Annotated in this window: 16 protein-coding genes and 1 pseudogene; 11 read left to right on the top strand and 6 right to left on the bottom strand. The window is 39.1% G+C overall.

Going from position 1 to position 18,232, the window contains the following annotated elements:
- The 5 genes from FCR06_RS24480 to FCR06_RS24500 all read right to left on the bottom strand — a co-directional run.
- Positions 1–335, bottom strand: a 335-nt coding sequence (locus FCR06_RS24480) for an AhpC/TSA family protein (protein WP_189523558.1), incomplete at its 3' end; no start/stop codon positions are given.
- Positions 336–393: 58 nt separating this feature from the next.
- Entirely contained in the window at positions 394–855 is a 462-nt protein-coding gene (locus FCR06_RS24485; protein ID WP_317616841.1) for a hypothetical protein, read from the bottom strand.
- Between the two features lie 55 nt (positions 856–910).
- Positions 911–1,831 carry a S1/P1 nuclease gene (locus FCR06_RS24490; protein ID WP_223280269.1) on the bottom strand — a complete coding sequence of 307 codons (921 nt, stop codon included), beginning with the start codon at positions 1,829–1,831 and terminating at the stop codon, positions 911–913.
- 95 nt (positions 1,832–1,926) lie between these two features.
- A complete protein-coding gene (locus FCR06_RS24495; RefSeq protein ID WP_138504382.1) occupies positions 1,927–4,176 on the bottom strand; it encodes an ATP-dependent RecD-like DNA helicase in 2,250 nt (749 codons plus the stop codon).
- A gap of 298 nt (positions 4,177–4,474) precedes the next feature.
- Positions 4,475–6,151: an alpha/beta hydrolase gene (locus tag FCR06_RS24500; protein ID WP_138504384.1), complete on the bottom strand. Its 1,677-nt coding sequence runs from the start codon at positions 6,149–6,151 to the stop codon at positions 4,475–4,477.
- Between the two features lie 147 nt (positions 6,152–6,298).
- Between FCR06_RS24500 and FCR06_RS24505 the strand changes: the two are divergent.
- Positions 6,299–6,487, top strand: a pseudogene (locus FCR06_RS24505) (cation:dicarboxylate symporter family transporter); the annotation flags it as partial.
- On the opposite strand, the gene FCR06_RS24510 reads toward FCR06_RS24505, so the two are convergent.
- Entirely contained in the window at positions 6,477–7,547 is a 1,071-nt protein-coding gene (locus tag FCR06_RS24510; protein ID WP_223280270.1) for an alpha/beta hydrolase, read from the bottom strand. The pseudogene FCR06_RS24505 and the gene FCR06_RS24510 overlap by 11 nt on opposite strands.
- Positions 7,548–7,663: 116 nt before the next feature.
- Between FCR06_RS24510 and FCR06_RS32960 the strand changes: the two genes are divergently transcribed.
- The 10 genes from FCR06_RS32960 (at position 7,664) to FCR06_RS24555 (ending at position 18,096) form a co-directional block, all read left to right on the top strand.
- Positions 7,664–7,822, top strand: a complete 159-nt coding sequence (locus FCR06_RS32960) for a hypothetical protein (protein WP_189523559.1) — start codon at positions 7,664–7,666, stop codon at positions 7,820–7,822.
- A 224-nt stretch (positions 7,823–8,046) separates the two neighbouring features.
- The gene (locus FCR06_RS24515; protein WP_138504388.1) at positions 8,047–8,280 is read left to right on the top strand and encodes a hypothetical protein; all 234 of its coding nucleotides are present in this window, start codon (positions 8,047–8,049) and stop codon (positions 8,278–8,280) included.
- A 58-nt stretch (positions 8,281–8,338) separates the two neighbouring features.
- Complete coding sequence (locus FCR06_RS24520) at positions 8,339–8,830, top strand: hypothetical protein (RefSeq protein ID WP_138504389.1); 492 nt, start codon at positions 8,339–8,341, stop codon at positions 8,828–8,830.
- A 213-nt stretch (positions 8,831–9,043) separates the two neighbouring features.
- Positions 9,044–9,292: a multiprotein-bridging factor 1 family protein gene (locus FCR06_RS24525; RefSeq protein ID WP_138504391.1), complete on the top strand. Its 249-nt coding sequence runs from the start codon at positions 9,044–9,046 to the stop codon at positions 9,290–9,292.
- Between the two features lie 139 nt (positions 9,293–9,431).
- Complete coding sequence (locus tag FCR06_RS24530) at positions 9,432–12,779, top strand: Eco57I restriction-modification methylase domain-containing protein (RefSeq protein ID WP_138504393.1); 3,348 nt, start codon at positions 9,432–9,434, stop codon at positions 12,777–12,779.
- A 2-nt stretch (positions 12,780–12,781) separates the two neighbouring features.
- A complete protein-coding gene (locus FCR06_RS33815) occupies positions 12,782–13,363 on the top strand; it encodes a hypothetical protein (protein WP_223280271.1) in 582 nt (193 codons plus the stop codon).
- A 13-nt stretch (positions 13,364–13,376) separates the two neighbouring features.
- Complete coding sequence (locus FCR06_RS24540) at positions 13,377–13,661, top strand: hypothetical protein (RefSeq protein ID WP_138504395.1); 285 nt, start codon at positions 13,377–13,379, stop codon at positions 13,659–13,661.
- Between the two features lie 184 nt (positions 13,662–13,845).
- Positions 13,846–17,172, top strand: a complete 3,327-nt coding sequence (locus FCR06_RS24545; protein ID WP_138504397.1) for an SNF2-related protein — start codon at positions 13,846–13,848, stop codon at positions 17,170–17,172.
- An 85-nt stretch (positions 17,173–17,257) separates the two neighbouring features.
- Complete coding sequence (locus FCR06_RS24550; protein WP_138504399.1) at positions 17,258–17,608, top strand: hypothetical protein; 351 nt, start codon at positions 17,258–17,260, stop codon at positions 17,606–17,608.
- Positions 17,609–17,673: 65 nt separating this feature from the next.
- Positions 17,674–18,096: an EVE domain-containing protein gene (locus FCR06_RS24555; protein ID WP_138504401.1), complete on the top strand. Its 423-nt coding sequence runs from the start codon at positions 17,674–17,676 to the stop codon at positions 18,094–18,096.
- Positions 18,097–18,232: the final 136 nt, after the last annotated feature.

An 18,232-nucleotide genomic window follows, 5' to 3' on the forward strand; every position in this document is an offset into this window, starting at 1 on the left:
AATTTCAGAATTTCAGCTATTGGATCAACAAACAACCATTCAGTAGGAAATCCCGTATATTCACAAAACTTGACACCAGAATTGCGGTTTCCAATTCCAATAGCGCGAATTGTGATTCCTCTTGCTTGAATCTTTTCTTTTTCTCTTTGCAGCCACCAAGCGTATTCTAAATTATCAAAATCTCCCAACTGGGACCAAATAAGTATGAGCAACTTTGATGTATTCGAGCAACCATCTAAAACGGGTTTAATCTCTCCATCACTAACTCGCAAGCGTTGAGTTTGACTCAAAATCGAGTAAATATCTGGAGAATTGGAGCGTGTTTGAGTGTTCATTTAGGTCAAAGCAACAGTCTTCAGATATGATTTTAGGGCTTTGAATGAGCCTCTTCTCCTACACAGTATCATCCAGAAAGCCGCATTCTGGGCAATCCCAATGCACACGCGCTGACCAGTCCCGGTCAAACTCATAATTGCACTGTGGGCATTTGCCAGTAAACATTGGGTGAGTGTCGATGAGTTCTAACTGTTCCTCTGGTATCCATCTCTGGCGGGGCTGTAGGATTAATTCACCGTTGTAGTAGCTTGCACCCTCCGGTTGCCATTGCTCTTGGTTTGGGTCACTGGTGTAGGGATTTTCATAAGTTTCCCCAATCCTCAAAAAATCTACGAACTGCTTGCTTTCTAGTTCGGGGTCTTCTCGGAAGTCAAGGCAAGCGTCACTAGCTGGGCCGCCAGGATGGATGGCACAGACAATGTGGTGGTCATGGGCGCAAAATAAACAGCGATGGCACTGGGTAATTTTCATAGTACCAGTGTACTGCTTTGAAGCAAGCGATCGCTCTAGTAAAATCAAAAACCACCTACTTCATATAGGTGGAGAACAAGAGAGATTGTATATCTTTTATTCCTTACCGAACAGCTTCGGCAAGCACATCAGCTAGACGGTAGCCTGCCAAACTCATTTGACGTTCGGCAATTGGTTTAGCGCTAGCAGCATAATTTTGCGGTAAGAGCTTTCCATCATTCTTATTACTGCTACCAGAAAGTTTTCCATCCAGATATACTTTTTGTTTTGCTATCCTAAAACTCTCTAATTTTGCCCAATTATTAAATTTAGTTTCTTTTAATTCTGGCAATTTACTGCGTTGATAGGAAGTTCTTATCTTGGTTGCGGTGTTGCGAACAGTTTGAAAGTTTTCTGAGCCTAGTATGAGGTCATCCCAGAATTTATGCAAACTAATTGTTTGACTATCTGGGTTAACTCTAATATAAAAACGTGTACCACCTCTATCACCTTCTGGTTCTTTATACTGATTAATTATTAATTTGGTAGTATGCAATGGCTGATGCACATCTCCTACTAGATGGAATAGCCAGCATATTGCAACTGCTTTTTCGCTGTTGGTGGCATTACTTTGAACAATATCAAGATTTTTTTTAAAAGCAAATATAATATTTTCTTCACCTGGAATTTCGGTGGGGATTGAGCTTGAAGAACTGCTTGGTTGATAAGGAAAATTGATATAGTGCCAAGTTGGGTGATTAAATGTTTGGTTAGTACGGGCTTCATCAGGCCATTTTGCAGCCCACATAAACAAGTACAAATTTTGATTTTCAGCAGAAATATTAGATTTATTGAGGGAATTCCACTGCTGCTCAAATTTGGAGTATTCAGGGTGTTCTTTTAAAATCGCAGCAATTTTCTTAATTACTTCTTGATGATTCTGCTGGAGGTCATTGTAGGCTATCGCTCCTGAAACCATGTGTCCAGCTTTATTCCAAGCAAAAGCCGGGTACTGCCAAATCAGAATTGTTGATAATGTTGTCAATAAACAAAATTTAGCGAAAGAATGTAACTTCAGCATAGAGTTCTTTGTTAGAAAATACAGAGTAAGCCATAGTCCCTACCATTAGTGTGGGGATTTTATTTTGTTGACTGGGGTGCGATCTGTAGCCTCTGCTGCAATTGAGTATACCGCTCCTGCGACTTTGTAGAACGAACGCACATACTGATTGCCTTCTTACTGCCAATAATAATCGCCAGCTTCTTGGCACGGGTTAACCCTGTATAAAGTAAATTCCGAGTCAGCATCATGTAATGTTGTGTGTACAAAGGCAAAATCACTACTGGGTATTCTGAGCCTTGCGACTTGTGTATACTAACGCTCCAAGCCAAAGCCAGTTCATTCATGTCAGCATAATCATAAGTAACATCGCGCTCTTGGTACTGGACGATTACTTCCTGTTCTTCAGTATCTATTGTGGTAATAAATCCCACATCACCGTTAAAAACTTCGCGTTGGTAATCGTTGGTTAATTGAATAACCCTGTCACCAACTCTAAAAATAGTTCCACCCCTGGTTACTTCAACTTTTTCAGGACTAGGTGGATTAATCAATTGTTGCAGTACATTATTGAGATTGCGTGTACCCACTAATCCCCGTGACATGGGGGAAAGCACTTGTACATCAGTAGCAGGATTAAAACCAAGTTTGGGAATAAAATCTGCAATCAACTCGCTAATTGCTTGCACACCATGTTCTGGCTCAAATCCTCCACCATGCCAAAGACAATCAGATTGAGGTGTATTAGAAATTAATTCGATATGAGGATATTGCCCCCGGTTAATTAGATGCGATGCAGTGATAATTTTGCTACTGGCAGCTTGGCGAAACACCTGGGTGAGTCTGACTACAGGAACTTTTCCTGAATTAATCAAATCAGCCAGTACGTTACCCGCACCCACCGATGGCAATTGGTCAATATCTCCCACCAGCAGGAGTTGGGCATTTTCGGAAACCGCATCAACCAAAGAATATGCTAGAAATAAATCGAGCATACTAGCTTCATCTACAATAATGGCACTATGGGGTAATGGATTAGTGCGATCGCATTTAAAACTGCGCGTCTTGGGGTCAAATTCCAAAAGACGATGTATCGTTTTTGCCTCCAACCCTGTCATCTCGCCTAATCTTTGGGCAGCGCGTCCAGTTGGTGCAGCCAGGGCAATTGATTTACCCATTGCTTTCCACAAACTGACTATGGTGCTAGTGCAGAATGTTTTTCCCACACCAGGGCCACCTGTAATTACTGTGAATCTAGAGTAAGCAGCCGTCTCTACTGCTTGTTGCTGTTCGGGTGATAGTGAAACTTGGCGGCTACTGCTAAAACGCTCAAGCCAAGCGCGAACACGGGGAATATCAGGATTGATGGGGTAGGAGAGGTGAAGGCGTACTAATTGGGCTAAGTTTTGTTCGGTGTAGAAGTAAGTAGGCTTGTAGCAACTGAGCGTTTTATCGGCATCACGTTCTCTAATTAGCTCATCTTTCAAAGCCATATTTTTGATAGTCACAGCGATCGCCAATTCTATTGGTTGATGCTCCTGGGTAGTGAGCAGTTTAATTACGTTCTCAATCAGTTCGCTGTGTGGTAAATAGCAATGTCCATCTTCTGCTGCTTCACTTAAAACATGAACAAGTCCAGCACAATATCTAAATTCGGAATCGGGAGAAACACCCAAGTTACGGGCAATCTTATCAGCAGTTAAAAAACCAATGCCATAGATATCAGTCGCTAGCTGGTAAGGATTATGGGTAACTGTATCTATAGATTTATCCCCATACTGCTTATAAATCTTGACTGCGTAAGTGGTGCTAACTCCGTGGCTTTGCAGAAATACCATCACTTCTTTGATGCATGATTGCTCATTCCAGGCTCTTTGAATCATGGCAATGCGCTTTTTAGCGATGCCATTGACTTCGCTTAAGCGCTCGATTTGGTTTTCGATAATGTCAAGGGTAGATAGTCCAAAATGGGCAACAATACGTTTAGCAGTTACAGGGCCAACACCTTTAATTAGACCGCTACCTAAATACTTTTCAATGCCTGTAAGTGTTGCTGGTTTGCTTTCCTTATAATTAACAACTTGAAACTGCAAACCATATTGAGGATGTTCGCGCCAAAAACCAGTTAATTGCAGCGTTTGTCCAGGCTGGATATCTGCAAAGCTACCAGTAATTGTAGTTAGTTCCTTCGCGCCAGGGCGTTGCAAACGTGCCACCGTGTAACCCGATTCTTGAGAGTAATACGTCAAACGTTCCACTACTCCGGTAATTGATTCGTGCTTGAGAGTAGCGTTGACTTGTTGCTGGTTTGGCAAAGGTGTAGTGGACATCACTTTCAGGAAACGGCGCAGCCATTATACTCGATACTCACTGTTCTATGAAGCAATGAGGTGAACCTTAGTAGTATTTTTGTACTATATAGAAAATTATGGAGAATAGCGATGCCTATGCACTCCCAATTTTGACTCTAAGATTGGGCCAGAACTGAAAACCTTATCACTTTCCATCCTTAACCTCTAACTGATAAATCCCTGCTATTGCTATATCAACAAGTAAATATTGGATAAATTCTGGTGGTAGCAGATAAAATATTATGCTCGATTAGCGATTGAACGCTTTTTATACGGTCTAATCTGGAGTTTTTTCTTGATAAATTTGTGGCGCAAGAATCACTTGAATTTGTTTTGACTGGCATTTTTGAGAAAAAGCGTGAATTTGCTCCGACTCCTCTCCTTCAATTGACAAAGAGCGCAAAAATCCTTGAAATCCTAAAAAAGCTAATTCGTAGATAGCTTTCTGACTAAAATCACCTTCAAAATAGCCCGTGTGGGTATCAACACCTTGAGCATCTCTATTGTTAATAGACTTCCGAATAAATGCCCAGGTTAGGAAAATATAATTCCCCAAATTTATCGCTGGTTTTTGGATGGCATCACTAACAATTCCTATCTGTTTTTGAGGATCATCTTTATAATCTGTACAGTCAAAATATGTAAATAAATCTGCGGGTTGTACCGATTTTTCGGAAATTTTAGTTATCTCTTCAAGTCTTCTATGTTCCCTATTAGAAGAACGAATTTCTAAATATTTATAAGGGTTATCAAGTCTGTAACCTTTGTCAGAGTCTTGTATCTGTAAATTAACAACTCCATATCTAGGTGTGTAACCAACTAAATCATTTTTATTGTTGAAATGCTTAACTGTTATATTACCAAGCCTGTATCCACTAATACGAGTTCGTGCTGGAAAGCTAAAATAATTTGCGGCAGTAGAGGTGAATCGTAACGCTAAGTCTCCCTCATTACAAAATATATAAGCTTCTTCGCAGCGACGTAAAGAAGAACGAAGAAAATTAGCACGTCCTGGCAAGATACTTTCTACAGGAATATCAGCTGCAACTAGTACAAGTCTGCCTAAGCGAAATACATTACCAATATCCGAATCCGGTTTTTTATTAATCGATTTAACGTCAAACACATCAGAGAGAATACGAATTACATCTGTAACTACAAAGCATCCCATACTATGACTAATAAAAGATAATTTAATGCGTTTATTTGGAGGTAACTTTACAGTACAATCAAGCTGTCTGAGTAATTCAACTAAATCTGTAACCCCATAATTACTTGCTCTATAAGTATCACGAAAATAAGTAGATATTCGGAGAATAATTAATGTAAAAATAATCGAAGATATAATGCCAAACAAAATTAACATCGCTGTGAAAAAGTGGACAGCGCTATTACTTAAAATATTTAGGAACAATAAAATTATGGCAGACCAGATACTAATTGTTAGTCCCAGAACTAAATTGATAGCTAGTAAAGTTGGTAGAGAAGAAAGTGAATTCATTAGCTTTTGCCTAAAGTTACCAGACTCATCCGTTTTTATGGGGTTTTCCGATGGCCATCTATATCCTATAAAAATATACTTATTTGGTTGTTGAATATGTGTATTCACATATTCATAAATTTTTTGACAGCCTGTTTCTGTATCCGATGGTGTAGAGCTATATCCATGAATATTTATAATAATTTCTGGTTCTGGGCTTGATGACAAACTTTTCGCAATTTTCTCAATAATGTTTTGGGCTGAAGGTTCAGCTTCTCTATCATTGAGCTGAAAAAACTTTCTATTAGCGACTGATGATGAATAGCTATTAGAATTATCTTCTGATGTCTCTACATTCAGTTTCGCAGTACTAACTACTAAATAACCAGAGATATTTGACTGATTAGTTTTTTTAAATTCGTAAATTTTATACGGTTGATTGTCTGCTAGATTCTTCTTATCAGGAGAGTTCATCAGATATATTTCCTTTGACAATTTAGGTTCAGTATATCGCAATCACTTTTTTTGGTGTCGGTCATCCTGCTTAAATACTGAAGATATTCACTCAGTAGCTACTCATTGTAATAATAGTTACTATGCCAGTGATGGCAATCGTGAAATCAAGCCATGTCTGCGTTGTTTATCTCCCAAGTCTTAGGATTACATTTGAATTTAGGACAGCAATTAGTTGTAATTCTGACTTCGATTTTTGCATCCGTTGGTGCAGCCGGAATTCCAGAGGCGGGATTAGTAACAATGACACTGGTATTCAATTCCGTTGGCTTACCCAAGAAGTACATTATTTACCTAAAATCTTTAATAAAGCCTGCCGATAAATATTTATTCCCTGGTTATTCAAATGAGCACCATCTTCTGAACTGAAGTTATCTTTCAAAGCATCGTTCTGATTTAACGACTCAACTTCTTGAATTTCAAATGGGATCTGATTTTTAACTGCAACTTGATTCATTACTTTATTAATCTGTTTTACCCGAGAATTTGTTGCCGAAATGCTGGGATCAGCACTTGCTGCAACTGTTGAGTAAAATGCGGGAATTAAAAATATTTGATGACTGCCTAACTTTTGCACTAATGAAATTGATTCTTGAAGTTTATTCGCAAATAAAGTATCACTCAATCCATACCAAGCATCATTCCCTCCAATAGCTATTACAGCTTTTTCACATTGATTTTTATTCGGAATTAGTAGTTTCAGTTGCTCAACAAGTGAAATTCCACTTAAACCATTTAAAGCAAAATTAAAAGTTCCTTCCCCCAGACTTTTACCTAGTTCAGCAGTTACAGAATCCCCAAATAAGCAAGCAGAAAATTTCTTTCCTTCCGTCGCAAATTCTTGATATTGAACTGATATTTGCCATAAAGATGTAGAACTTAAGTTATCTTTAGGCGGAATTTCACTTGAAAATATATTCAACTTGCTTGCTATCTTTAACACTGTTGGAATGTTAATAACTAGTCTTTGACTGGGATAAGCTTCTATAAAGCTAATAATTCCCAAACCTTCTTGAGAATTAGCTCCCAGAATAACAGCAGCGTTTAGTGCTTGTACCCCTGCTCTATCACGACGGGCAATGCCTTGGGAAACAACTGATAGATTTTCTTTCACAAGTTCTGTATTTAACAGCTTATCCAAAGCTGCAAGCTCAAGAGGCATTTTTACTTGTAGCGCTTGATGAAACTCTTTTTGTTCTGACAAACTGAAAAATTTAAGAACAAATTTCAAAGAAGAAGAAACTTCTCCCTTTTGTGCATACTTGCGTAAATCGGCTACAGGTATCGATTCTTCAAACACTCCGTAGCGAAAAATAATTTTCTCAGCAGCAAAACAGGGGATTGAAGTTGTCTTCAATAGTATTACACAAGTAGATATACTCAGCACCAAATGACGTAAATATCTCATAAATCCTAGCAGAGTACTTCTCCAGCTTCTTATTTTGGCATTTTATTTCTCAAATAGATTTACTATTGTATTTAGAAATATTAGGACTTCTGCGGATATTTGCAGCTACATCTGCAATATTAGAACCATCTCACAATCCAGCTTGGAGCGATCGCAGTTTCCCAATTTTTCCTCTGGTGCGGACACTACGTGAACGCTTGTATTTTAGAGGAGCGATGGCGTAACCGCCCAGTGTAGCTGATCGCTACCGTCACCGCCACATCAAAAGCCCCTTCCGAGGGGCTTTTGATGTGGTTGATGTTTCTTCCACGAAAAGAAGAGGATGTTTCAGGTTCAGTATAGGGTTTCTGTATATTTGCCCATCGTAGCAACTGAATCAGTGGATGCTTTGGGCAATCACTGACTCTTCAAAATCGCTTTAGAGGATGTTTAAAAAGTCATCTAACGTATGTTTGACTACTCTGGCTATCGAGAAGTTGAACGAGATAATCAGGGTTCTGGGACTTGCGATCGCTTCTCTGAGTTACATTTAAGGCTCAAGCTGATACTTTTCAAACGACCTCTTACAACAACTGAATCAATAAAGCTGATTTCCACTACGAGGAGCGATGCCTCGTTTAATTTTTCCTCTCTTCGAGACGCTACTCGCGTTCGCTTGTATTTCTATAAGTGCTTTATGTGAGAAGCGATAGAAGTGAAATAATAAACTAGTATGCCTTGCTACTACAGGAGATGCAGCGATGACTTACACCATGTACGAAGCTCAAGAAGTAGCAAAGCTGGCTGCTAGTGATATCGAGGCTTGGCTTTGCTCCAAACCAGAAACCATTAGTGTTGTTAATGTTGAGGATAACCCCAACTTTCAATACAGAGATATTGACCTCATCTGGACAACGCAGAGTGGCGAAATCTTAATTGAGATTAAGGGCGATAGGTGGAATAAAACTCGTAACTTGTTCTTTGAAACTCACAGCAATTTAGAGAAGGGAACCCCCGGCTGCTTCATGTACACTGAGGCGGACTGGCTATTTTATTACTTTGTCAACACTCGCCAACTGTACAGGCTACCGATGCCAAAGACACGGGAGTGGTTTTTGATTACCATGCGGCGGTTTCGGGAGCGTTCAACTACAACGCCGGTGGGGAATAGCTATTACACCACTGTGGGGCGACTCGTGCCGATTACTACGGTGATGTTGGAAGTGGCAGGGGTGAAGATGGAGCAGCTGTAGGGGGCGAAGGGGCGATCGCACTCTCAATTCTTCCTCTAAGAATTCAAATTCGGCATCACTTAAAAAACTCACCTTTATTAAGGCAAGAAATTTTACTATAAAAACACAAATACCGCGTATTCACTGATGAAAGCTGCAATTTTGCATGGTTAATATGTAGCAAATAATATAGCATCGGCTACTTAAGCTAGAAGGTAAAGTTTCTTTCATTAAATGACTATCAAAAAACCCTTGGCCATTAAACAGCCAGAGGTGGGGCGAATCATTCGTGATTTGCGGCTTTTGGCTGGGCTAACGCAAGAACAATATGCAGCCACTCTAGGCGTTACTTATACCACGATTAATCGTTGGGAAAATGGACGCTCTAAACCGTCGCCGCTAGCGATGGAGAAGATTGAGGGGATGTTGCAAGAGATGGGCGGTCAGGGTCAGGATTTACTGGCTAAGTATTTGCCGAATTAGTTGTTTGCTCAGTTTTGGTATGAGCGATCGCCACATTACAGTTGCGATTGCAGATTTAAGCTGCCAATTCAAAATTAATGACGGTCGATACACAGCAAGGGTTTTAGAGAAATAACCTTTAGGCAAGGAAAGTAATCGAATGGCAGGGCGACTACTCCAATTAGATGATGTCAGGCACATAGATAGTCCACAGAACGTAGCATCTTTATTTCAAAAAATTGGCTACAACGCTTCTGCTCAACAATTAGCTATTGATGATTTGGAGTTACCATCTCGTAGTGCAGAAGCCATTTGGAACGCATACATGATTGCTGATCATCAGCATGGTAGTGAGTCGCTGCAAGTATTACTGTTTCAGCTTCATGACTCGGAGTGGCACTCGAACAGTGTCGCCAGCAACAGAATGCGATCGCTGGCTCAAAGTCTTTGTAGACGACCCTCTAATTTTCTCCTGTTGGGTACAAAAAACTATGACCAATTGATGTTGGTCAATCCCCGCAAAAACTTTGATGCTGACCTGAATTTAAAAGTTAGCATCCGCAAGTTACTGATTGACAGGGCTAATCCCACTAACTACGACCGTGACCGCCTAGATGCGATCGCTGCTCGTAATCTTTCTCCACAAGAACTGTATAAAGTCCAGTGTGAAGCTTTTGATGTAGAAAAGCTGACTAAAGAGTTCTATCGAGGTTATCGAGAAATCTTTGAGGAACTACAACGGGTTATTAAAGCTAACAATCCCCATTCCTACTTCACTGACCCCAATCGGCTGCATCAGTTCTCTCAACGCCTTTTGGGGCGAATCATGTTCCTCTACTTCTTGCAGAAAAAGGAGTTTTTGGCAGGCGATCGCAATTTTTTGAAAAATCAATATAAAAGACTACGCTCAGACCTAGAGAATACAGATTTCTATACTCAGGTGTTAGAGCCACTGTTTTTTGAAATGCTCAATAAACAGCGCCCAAATATGGATTCTCCTTGGGGTAAGATTCCTTATCTCAATGGTGGACTGTTTGACCGGGATTATGGGACAGGTGTGATTGATGCAGCTGGTGTGGAAACACCCCCTCAAATTGAATTACCTAACTCACTTTTTGACCCCAGTGGCGACAAAGGTATTCTTAGATTCTTTAACAGCTATAACTTCACCGTCTCAGAAAACGTTCAAGGTGACGAAGATGCAGCCGTTGACCCAGAGATGCTGGGTAAAGTGTTCGAGAATATGTTGGCATCTGAGGAAAGGGGGCAAAGCGGCACTTTCTACACTCCACGCGGAATAGTCCAGTTCATGTGTGTGGAATCCCTGAGTCGCTACCTAGCAGACCAAACAGGTATGGACTTGGAAGCAGTCAAAAAACTTACAGAATATGACCCAGAACTACCTGGCCAGGATATTAACCAACTGTTGACTAAGGAACAGGCTAAAAAGCTAAAAAAAGCCCTAGATTCTGTCAAAATCTGTGACCCGGCTGTGGGTTCTGGTGCATTCCCAATGGGGATGATGCAAGTAATTTTGTCAGTCAAGCAAGCGATCGCTCATCGAACAGACGGTAGACCCGTACAACGGGGTAGTCTCACTATCAGTCAATGGAAGCGAGACATTATTGCTAATAATCTCTATGGTGTAGACATTAAACCCGAAGCGGTTGAAATTGGCAAGCTGCGGATGTGGTTATCGCTAGTGGTGGATATTCCTGATATTGATGATGTGGAACCACTGCCCAACCTTGATTACAAGCTGATGTGTGGTGATTCGCTGATTTCTACTATTCAAGGTGAGCAGTTAATTCCTGACCCCACCAAAGACCAGCAGACAATGCTGAATGTCACCCCTATACAATCAGCTATTCAGCCCTTGGTAGATTTGCAACACCAGTATTTTGAGGCTCATGCAGAGGAGCGCAAGATTCTTAGAGGAAAAATTTTAGAAGCTGAAAAGAATGTTTTTCGAGTTGCGTTGGCTGACCGGATTCAGTATTGGCAGATTGAGCAGGACAATTTGGAACAGGATATTAGACGATTGAAGGGCAAAGCTAGCAAGACTCAAACTCAAAAGCAACAAACAATAAAAGTCAAGTTGCAGGAATTAGGCCAGATTGCGGCTGAGGTGGAAAGGGGGATGCGATCGCTGAATTTCTTTCAATGGCATCTGCATTTTAATGACGTGTTTCAGCAGCAGGGCGGGTTTGATATTGTGATTGGGAATCCACCTTATCTAAAAATTCAAAGCATTAATAAAGAACAATCTAACTTTTTTAAGAAAAATTATGTTTCTGCGACAGGAAAGTTTGATATTTACGTGCTTTTTGTTGAAAAATCTTTTGACCTTATCAAACCAGAAGGAAGAATATGCTATATACATCCTCATAAATTTTTAACTGCGGATTATGGGCAGGGATTAAAAAAATTTTTAGAAAACATTAAAGGAGTTAATCTTTCAATTCTTTTTGGAGTAGAACAAATTTTTGATTCTGCTACAACGTACTCTGGAATATTCATTTATTCATTTAACAATGAAATTTTCCTGTTAAAATACTCTAATACATTAGATTTGGATAGAGAAAAATATACAAAAATAAAATATGAAAAAAACTCTCTTCCTTGGAGGTTGCTTTCAACAGGTGCATCTAATTTAAAAAATGATTTGCTTGATAATATTACCAGTCAAACCTATCGGTTGAAATATATTTTAGAAGGTATATATCAAGGTACTGTAACAGGTGCAAATAACATTTTTGTAATTTCTGGTAATTTTCAAGGAGAATATTTTGAAGGATTCTCACATGCATTAGGTCATCAAGTTAAGTTGGAATCTGGTATTGTTAAACCAATTTTATTGGGTGAGAACATAAGAAGATATCAAAAGCCAACGAATGATAGTGTCGTATTTTACGCTTATTACCAAAATGAGCAAGGAAAAACTCAACCATTAGATGAAAATTCTTTAAAAGCTCAATATCCATATGCTTACGCTTATATTAATAATTTTAAGCAAATTTTAATTAATAAAAAAACTAAATATAAAACCAATCCTAGATTTTGGTTTACATTACACAGAGGTAGGGAAATTAACATATTTGAACGTGAAAAAATACTAACTCCACAATTGCAAAATTATCCTAGCTTCACCCTAGATTTAGAAGGCTGGTACGCCGATGGTGGCTATTGTTTAATCCTCAAAGAAGAAGTAAATATAGAGTATAAATTCTTATTGGGTATTTTAAATAGTTCAGTTCTATGGTTTTTTATAAAAAATACTAGTCACCCCTATAATAATAATTATTTTTATTTTAAAACTAAGTATTTAGAGCCTTTTTCTATCCCCACTGCCCCCAAACCAGACCGTCTAGCCATAGAAGCCCTGGTTCAAAAATGCCTTGATGCAAAAGGTCAAGCTGTAAAGGAGTGGGAAGCAGAGATAGATGATAGGGTAGCTCATCTGTATGGGCTAACGGCTGAAGAAATGAAGATTATTAGGGGGGAGTAATTATGAATAAATATCGACTCCTCGAAATTGCAGACTATATATCAATTTTTGCTGTTATAACTGGTTCTAGCATAGCAATTACTAGTGAAAAAATAATCTATGCTACTGTACCAATCGCTTTAGCAATTCTGTTTAATTTAATTAGACGCTTTCAATTTGAGGAACAGCTACACCAGCGAGTTAATAAAAATAACAGCGAAACATATCAGCAAATATTAAATAATATTCAATCTCTAACAAAATTAGCAATATCCTCTCACAGCAATTATGAAGCAATTCAGCATGATATTACTGCTTTATCAGAAAAGCTTGACTCAATAAAAACTGACACCCAAGGTAATTTAAATGAGGAAAATGTTTATCGATTACAAACTCAATGTCAAAATTTACAGAAAACTTTGAATAGTTTAATTTACCGAATGTTAGCTGATGGAGTATTGAGTAGTGGCGATACGAAACCAGCAGAGAAAGGAATAGCAAATGTAATTAGTCAGTATCAGAACTATAAGGAAGAATACAAAAAATCTTTTAGTGCAATACTACCAGAAGATTTAGAATCTGATAATTTTGAAAATAATTATTAAATAAATAATAAACATGGAATATCAAAATATAGAAAAATGCCCTGAATGTCAAAAATTAATAGTTAGTTTGCAGTCAGGAAAATCAGTTTGTCGTTCTTGCGGATGGACAAATACAAAAAACAAACCAGCAGTTAGTAATATTACAAATCAGAGTCAACAAAATGAACAGCTACCTAAAAAAATAATGCCTCATTTGAATACTGAAGAAACTAATAATTCTCAACCTAAATCTGGTGGCTTATTTTCTAATCAGAGTCTTGCTTCAGCAGGAAATTTATTTTTTCTGTTGGTTTATTGATAATGATAGGAGGCTTTTTTAAATTTGACACTACTGTTTGTGATAGTAGTGAATATTCATATTTATCAAAATGTACTCACAATCTAGGATTACTTAATGACAAATCTAATTTCATCAATATAGGAGGGTTTTTATTTTTAGGCGGCTGTGTATTAATTATTTCCAACAAATAAAATATAAAACTATGCCCCTACCAGACTACATAGATAACTCCCGCCACAAACTGCAAACCATCCTCAAAACCTTAATTGAGGACGAAAATCAAATTATCCTTGACATCGCTACCGGATTTTTTCGCATCGAGGCATGGGTACGTCTGGAAGCTGCCATGAACCAACTAACCAGCCTGCGCTTACTCATTGGACGTGACCCCACCATCAGACCAGCAGAGAGCGATCGCATCGACTTAATCCGCTACTTCCGCCGTGATATTCAGCAGCAGTTAGAGGAAGAGGAATTTAAGCCAGAGTACAAACAACAGATTGACCGGATGATTGCATACTTAGAGCAAGACCACATCCAGGTTCGATTGTACGGTGCAACGAATGGGGAATTTTTACACGCCAAAGCTTATATATTTGACCATTACTCTATAGTTGGCTCCAGTAACTTTACTCCGGCGGGGATTGATACCAACCGTGAATTAAACGTACTCAACAAACACAAAGCCATTGCCCAAGACTTGCGCCATAACTGGTTTGCAGAATTTTGGAATCACGAGAGTGTTGATGTTGATTACAAAGCCAAGTTAATTCATGCCCTCAACGCCTCCAAGTTTGGTAGTAAAGCTTACACCCCCTATCAAGTATTTCTCAAGGTACTATACGAATTTTTCAAAGATGACAGCATCATTGGCGAGAGCGATCGCACTACCTTAGAACTAGCCAGTTTCCAGCAAGAGGGATTTGAAAGAGCAGTCAAACTGATAGAGAGACACCGGGGCTGTATGGTTGCTGATGCCGTGGGTTTGGGTAAAACATTTATTGGCTTGCGGTTACTGGAATATTACCTCATCAAAGACAGACGACCTAGTAAAGTTCCCCGCGCCCTGGTGATTTGTCCGGCACAGTTGCGAGATTTAGTGTGGGAAAAGAAATTAGAAGAATTTGGCATTAAAGCCCGTGTGCTGTCCCATGAAGAAATTAGCCGTCAAGCCTTTAACATTCACGATTACGCCCGTTATGACATCGTGATGGTGGATGAATCTCATAACTTCCGTAACAGTGCCACCAATCGTTACCGTAATTTATTAAAGCTAGTCAGCAGTGGTAAGCGCAATAAACGGGTGGTATTACTAACAGCTACCCCCATTAATAACAGCATATTTGACCTTTACCATCAAATCTTACTGCTAACCCGTGGCGGTGAAACCTATTACCGAGAATGGGGTATTTCTAACCTTAAGACTTATTTTAAATCGTTAGCTAAAGGTGGGGTAGAAATCACTGAACTATTGCTGCAAACAATGGTGAGACGTAGCCGCCAGGACGTGATTAGAAGACAACAAGCAGGTGAGGAAATTCGTATTAATGGTAAAGTGATTCACTTTCCAAAACGTCAGTTAGAACAATTCACCTACAACTTTGAAGATAGCTTTGCTGGATTGTATACGGGAATTGCCAATCAAATTGACCAGTTGACCTTACCAGCTTATAACATCAAGGCATTTAAAAAGCGTAAGCAAAAGCAAGATGAAGATGAAGTTAAACGTAATGATGCCTTAGTTGCCTTACAAAAAGCCCTGTACTTCAAACGATTTGAAAGTTCATTAATTGCATTTAAAAGCAGTATTACTAGCCAGCGCAATTTTCAGAATAATTTTTATAGGCTGCTGACTGAGCAAGGAAAACTGCTAGATAGTAAAAACTTCCGTAAGTTGATATTAGCGTCTGAGGATGAAGAAGAAAGTAATTCAGTTAATACTCTCATTGAGTCACTAGAAGAAATTGACTCTAAAGACTATGACCTAAATCAACTCCAGCAGCAGATTGAATCTGACCTAACTATTTTAAACAATATTATTACTAAGCTAGAGATAATTGAATATTCAGCAGCAGCCAATACAGATTATGACTGCAAGTTAGCAGCTTTCAAAAATTTGCTGACAACTCAGCTTCCAGGTCAAAAACTTTTAGTTTTTAGCTACTTCAAAGACACGGCTAATTATTTATACCAACAACTAATTACTGATACAGCTTGGCTGACACAAATGCAAGTCAATGGTAAAACACCCGTGATTGAGTTATTGACTGGTGCAACCCCCGGCAAACAACGGGAAGAGAAAGTTAAGCGGTTTGCACCCAAAGCTAATGCCCAAAGTGATGAGGAATTAGCCACACTGCTACAAAACCCAATTGATATTCTTATCTGTACAGATGTTTTATCAGAAGGTCAAAACCTGCAAGATGCTGGGGTGTTAGTTAACTATGACTTGCATTGGAACCCAGTACGCATGATTCAAAGAGCAGGACGTATTGACCGACTGGGAACAGATTATGAGCAACTGTTTATCTACAACTGCTTTCCAGAACAGGGACTAGAGGATTTATTAGGGTTAGTCAGAAGATTACAACACCGCATCGCCACCATTGACCGGGAAGTAGGGCTAGACGGTAGCGTATTGGGTGAAACTATCTCTGATAAATCCCTAGAAGAACTATACAAACTCAAGATGGCTGACACAGATGCAGAAAAAGAAGCCATATTAGCAGAACTAGAACAGGCATCTGATTTGGTATCTTTAGATGAAATGAGATTACCCCTACTAGAGTTTTTACAACAAGCTAGTAAAGAACTAATTGATGAGATTCCCTTTGGGATTCATAGCACCTCAAATAAACTCATAGCTCATCACAAAATTCCTAACGGAGGAATATTCTTAGCTTTTAGAGTCAAAGACAAGCACTTTTGGCATTTCTACCCACGCATTAATGACGCTATCTCTCTAGACCCAACTTCATTAATTGAGGATAAACGCACTATTTTCAATTGGCTCAAATGTCAACAGTCAGACTTTCCTCTACCAGAGAAACTGCTACCAGTTGAATTTGACAGGCGGATTTTCCCTGTTCTAGAAGGAGCTATCCGTAACATCATGACATTCTTCCAACAACAGCAGACGGCTAAAGGCATTAAACCGCAAATGTCAAAGCTCCTGCAAAGTATTCATCATGCGCTCACTCAACCTGATTTATTTCAAAGTGAACCAATTGATGAAGAAGCTAAGGAACGAGTATTAAAAGTTATCACCACAGTTAATTATAGGAGCTATGAACGAGATGTTAAAGGAATTTGGGAGTCGTTTAAAACTTATAAAAATGTCAGCTTACTTGTCACTGAGTTAGATGAATATTTTGTAGACACTGACCAATATGAGGAACTTGCAGATGATCAAGACATAAGACCAGTAGAAATTATCCAGCAAAAAGACATCAAGTTGATTTGCTATGAGTGGTTTAAACCAGATACAAGCGAGGAAATGAAAGATGCGGTGGCAACGAGAACACCGTAGGCATCGCACACGGTTATGTTATAAGTCTAGATTCAAAGGAGTCGTAATCATGGATGAAGGGTATTGATATTACAAGGAAAGTGCAATGTCTAAGCATAACAGAAACTTTCATACGGTCAAAGAAAATGGAATTATTATTTTACACTCTAACCATTTAGGGGATGTTTTAGAGGTTAACATCAACAAAGAAAAGCGTCGATTTTACGGTATTAGAGAAGATGGTTCATTGATAGAACATGACAGTGATTGTGGAAATGATTTTGCTCAACCCATAATGCTTTATAAAACATACTATTGCTTTGAAAATGACACTTGGGGAGTAGGATATCGAATTAAAGATACAAAAGAAAAAAAGTGGATGGATGGTTTTAAAACAGCTAGAGAAGCTTGGTTATATAGAGAAGCATTAATTGCCGATGGTATAGCTAAAAGATAAATAAGAATCACGTACCAAAAGCGATCGCCTAGCCCACCAAATCAAGCGAGGAAATCTACCAAACAATGAGTTACTGGCTGTTTCAAGGCAACCCGAAGTATTACCGCATTATGGACGGCATCCGCGACTTTGAACAGATGCTCTGGCTTGCGACTCGCTACGCCAAAGACATAGCTCCTGGTGATGGGGTGCTGATTTGGAAAGCTGGGGATAAGGCGGGGGTATATGCGATCGCAGAGATTATCGAGTCCCCCAAGATTATTACTAACCCCCCTGATATCGGCTACTGGATAGATACCAGCCGCATTGGTACTAAACCTTGCGCCAAGATTCGCTTTACCAGCAAGTTGCGAGAATTGCCACTGCTACGCGAAGACCTCAAGCTTGACCCTGTGTTGCAAAATTTGATTGTAATTCGTCAGCCGAACGCTACAAATTACAAAATTACACAACAAGAATGGCAGCGTGTACATGAGTTGAAAGGATAGAGATAATAGCGATCGCTCCCCAAATTCTTAGAGGAAACTCAGGCGATCACACGCTGTAATCATTGTCACGCATTCAGTATTATTCAGAGTATTTTTTATCCTGATATCAACTAATAGTGTAGCGATCACAAAATAT

The sequence above is a fragment of the Nostoc sp. PA-18-2419 genome (assembly GCF_005869855.1).
Lineage (GTDB): Bacteria > Cyanobacteriota > Cyanobacteriia > Cyanobacteriales > Nostocaceae > Nostoc.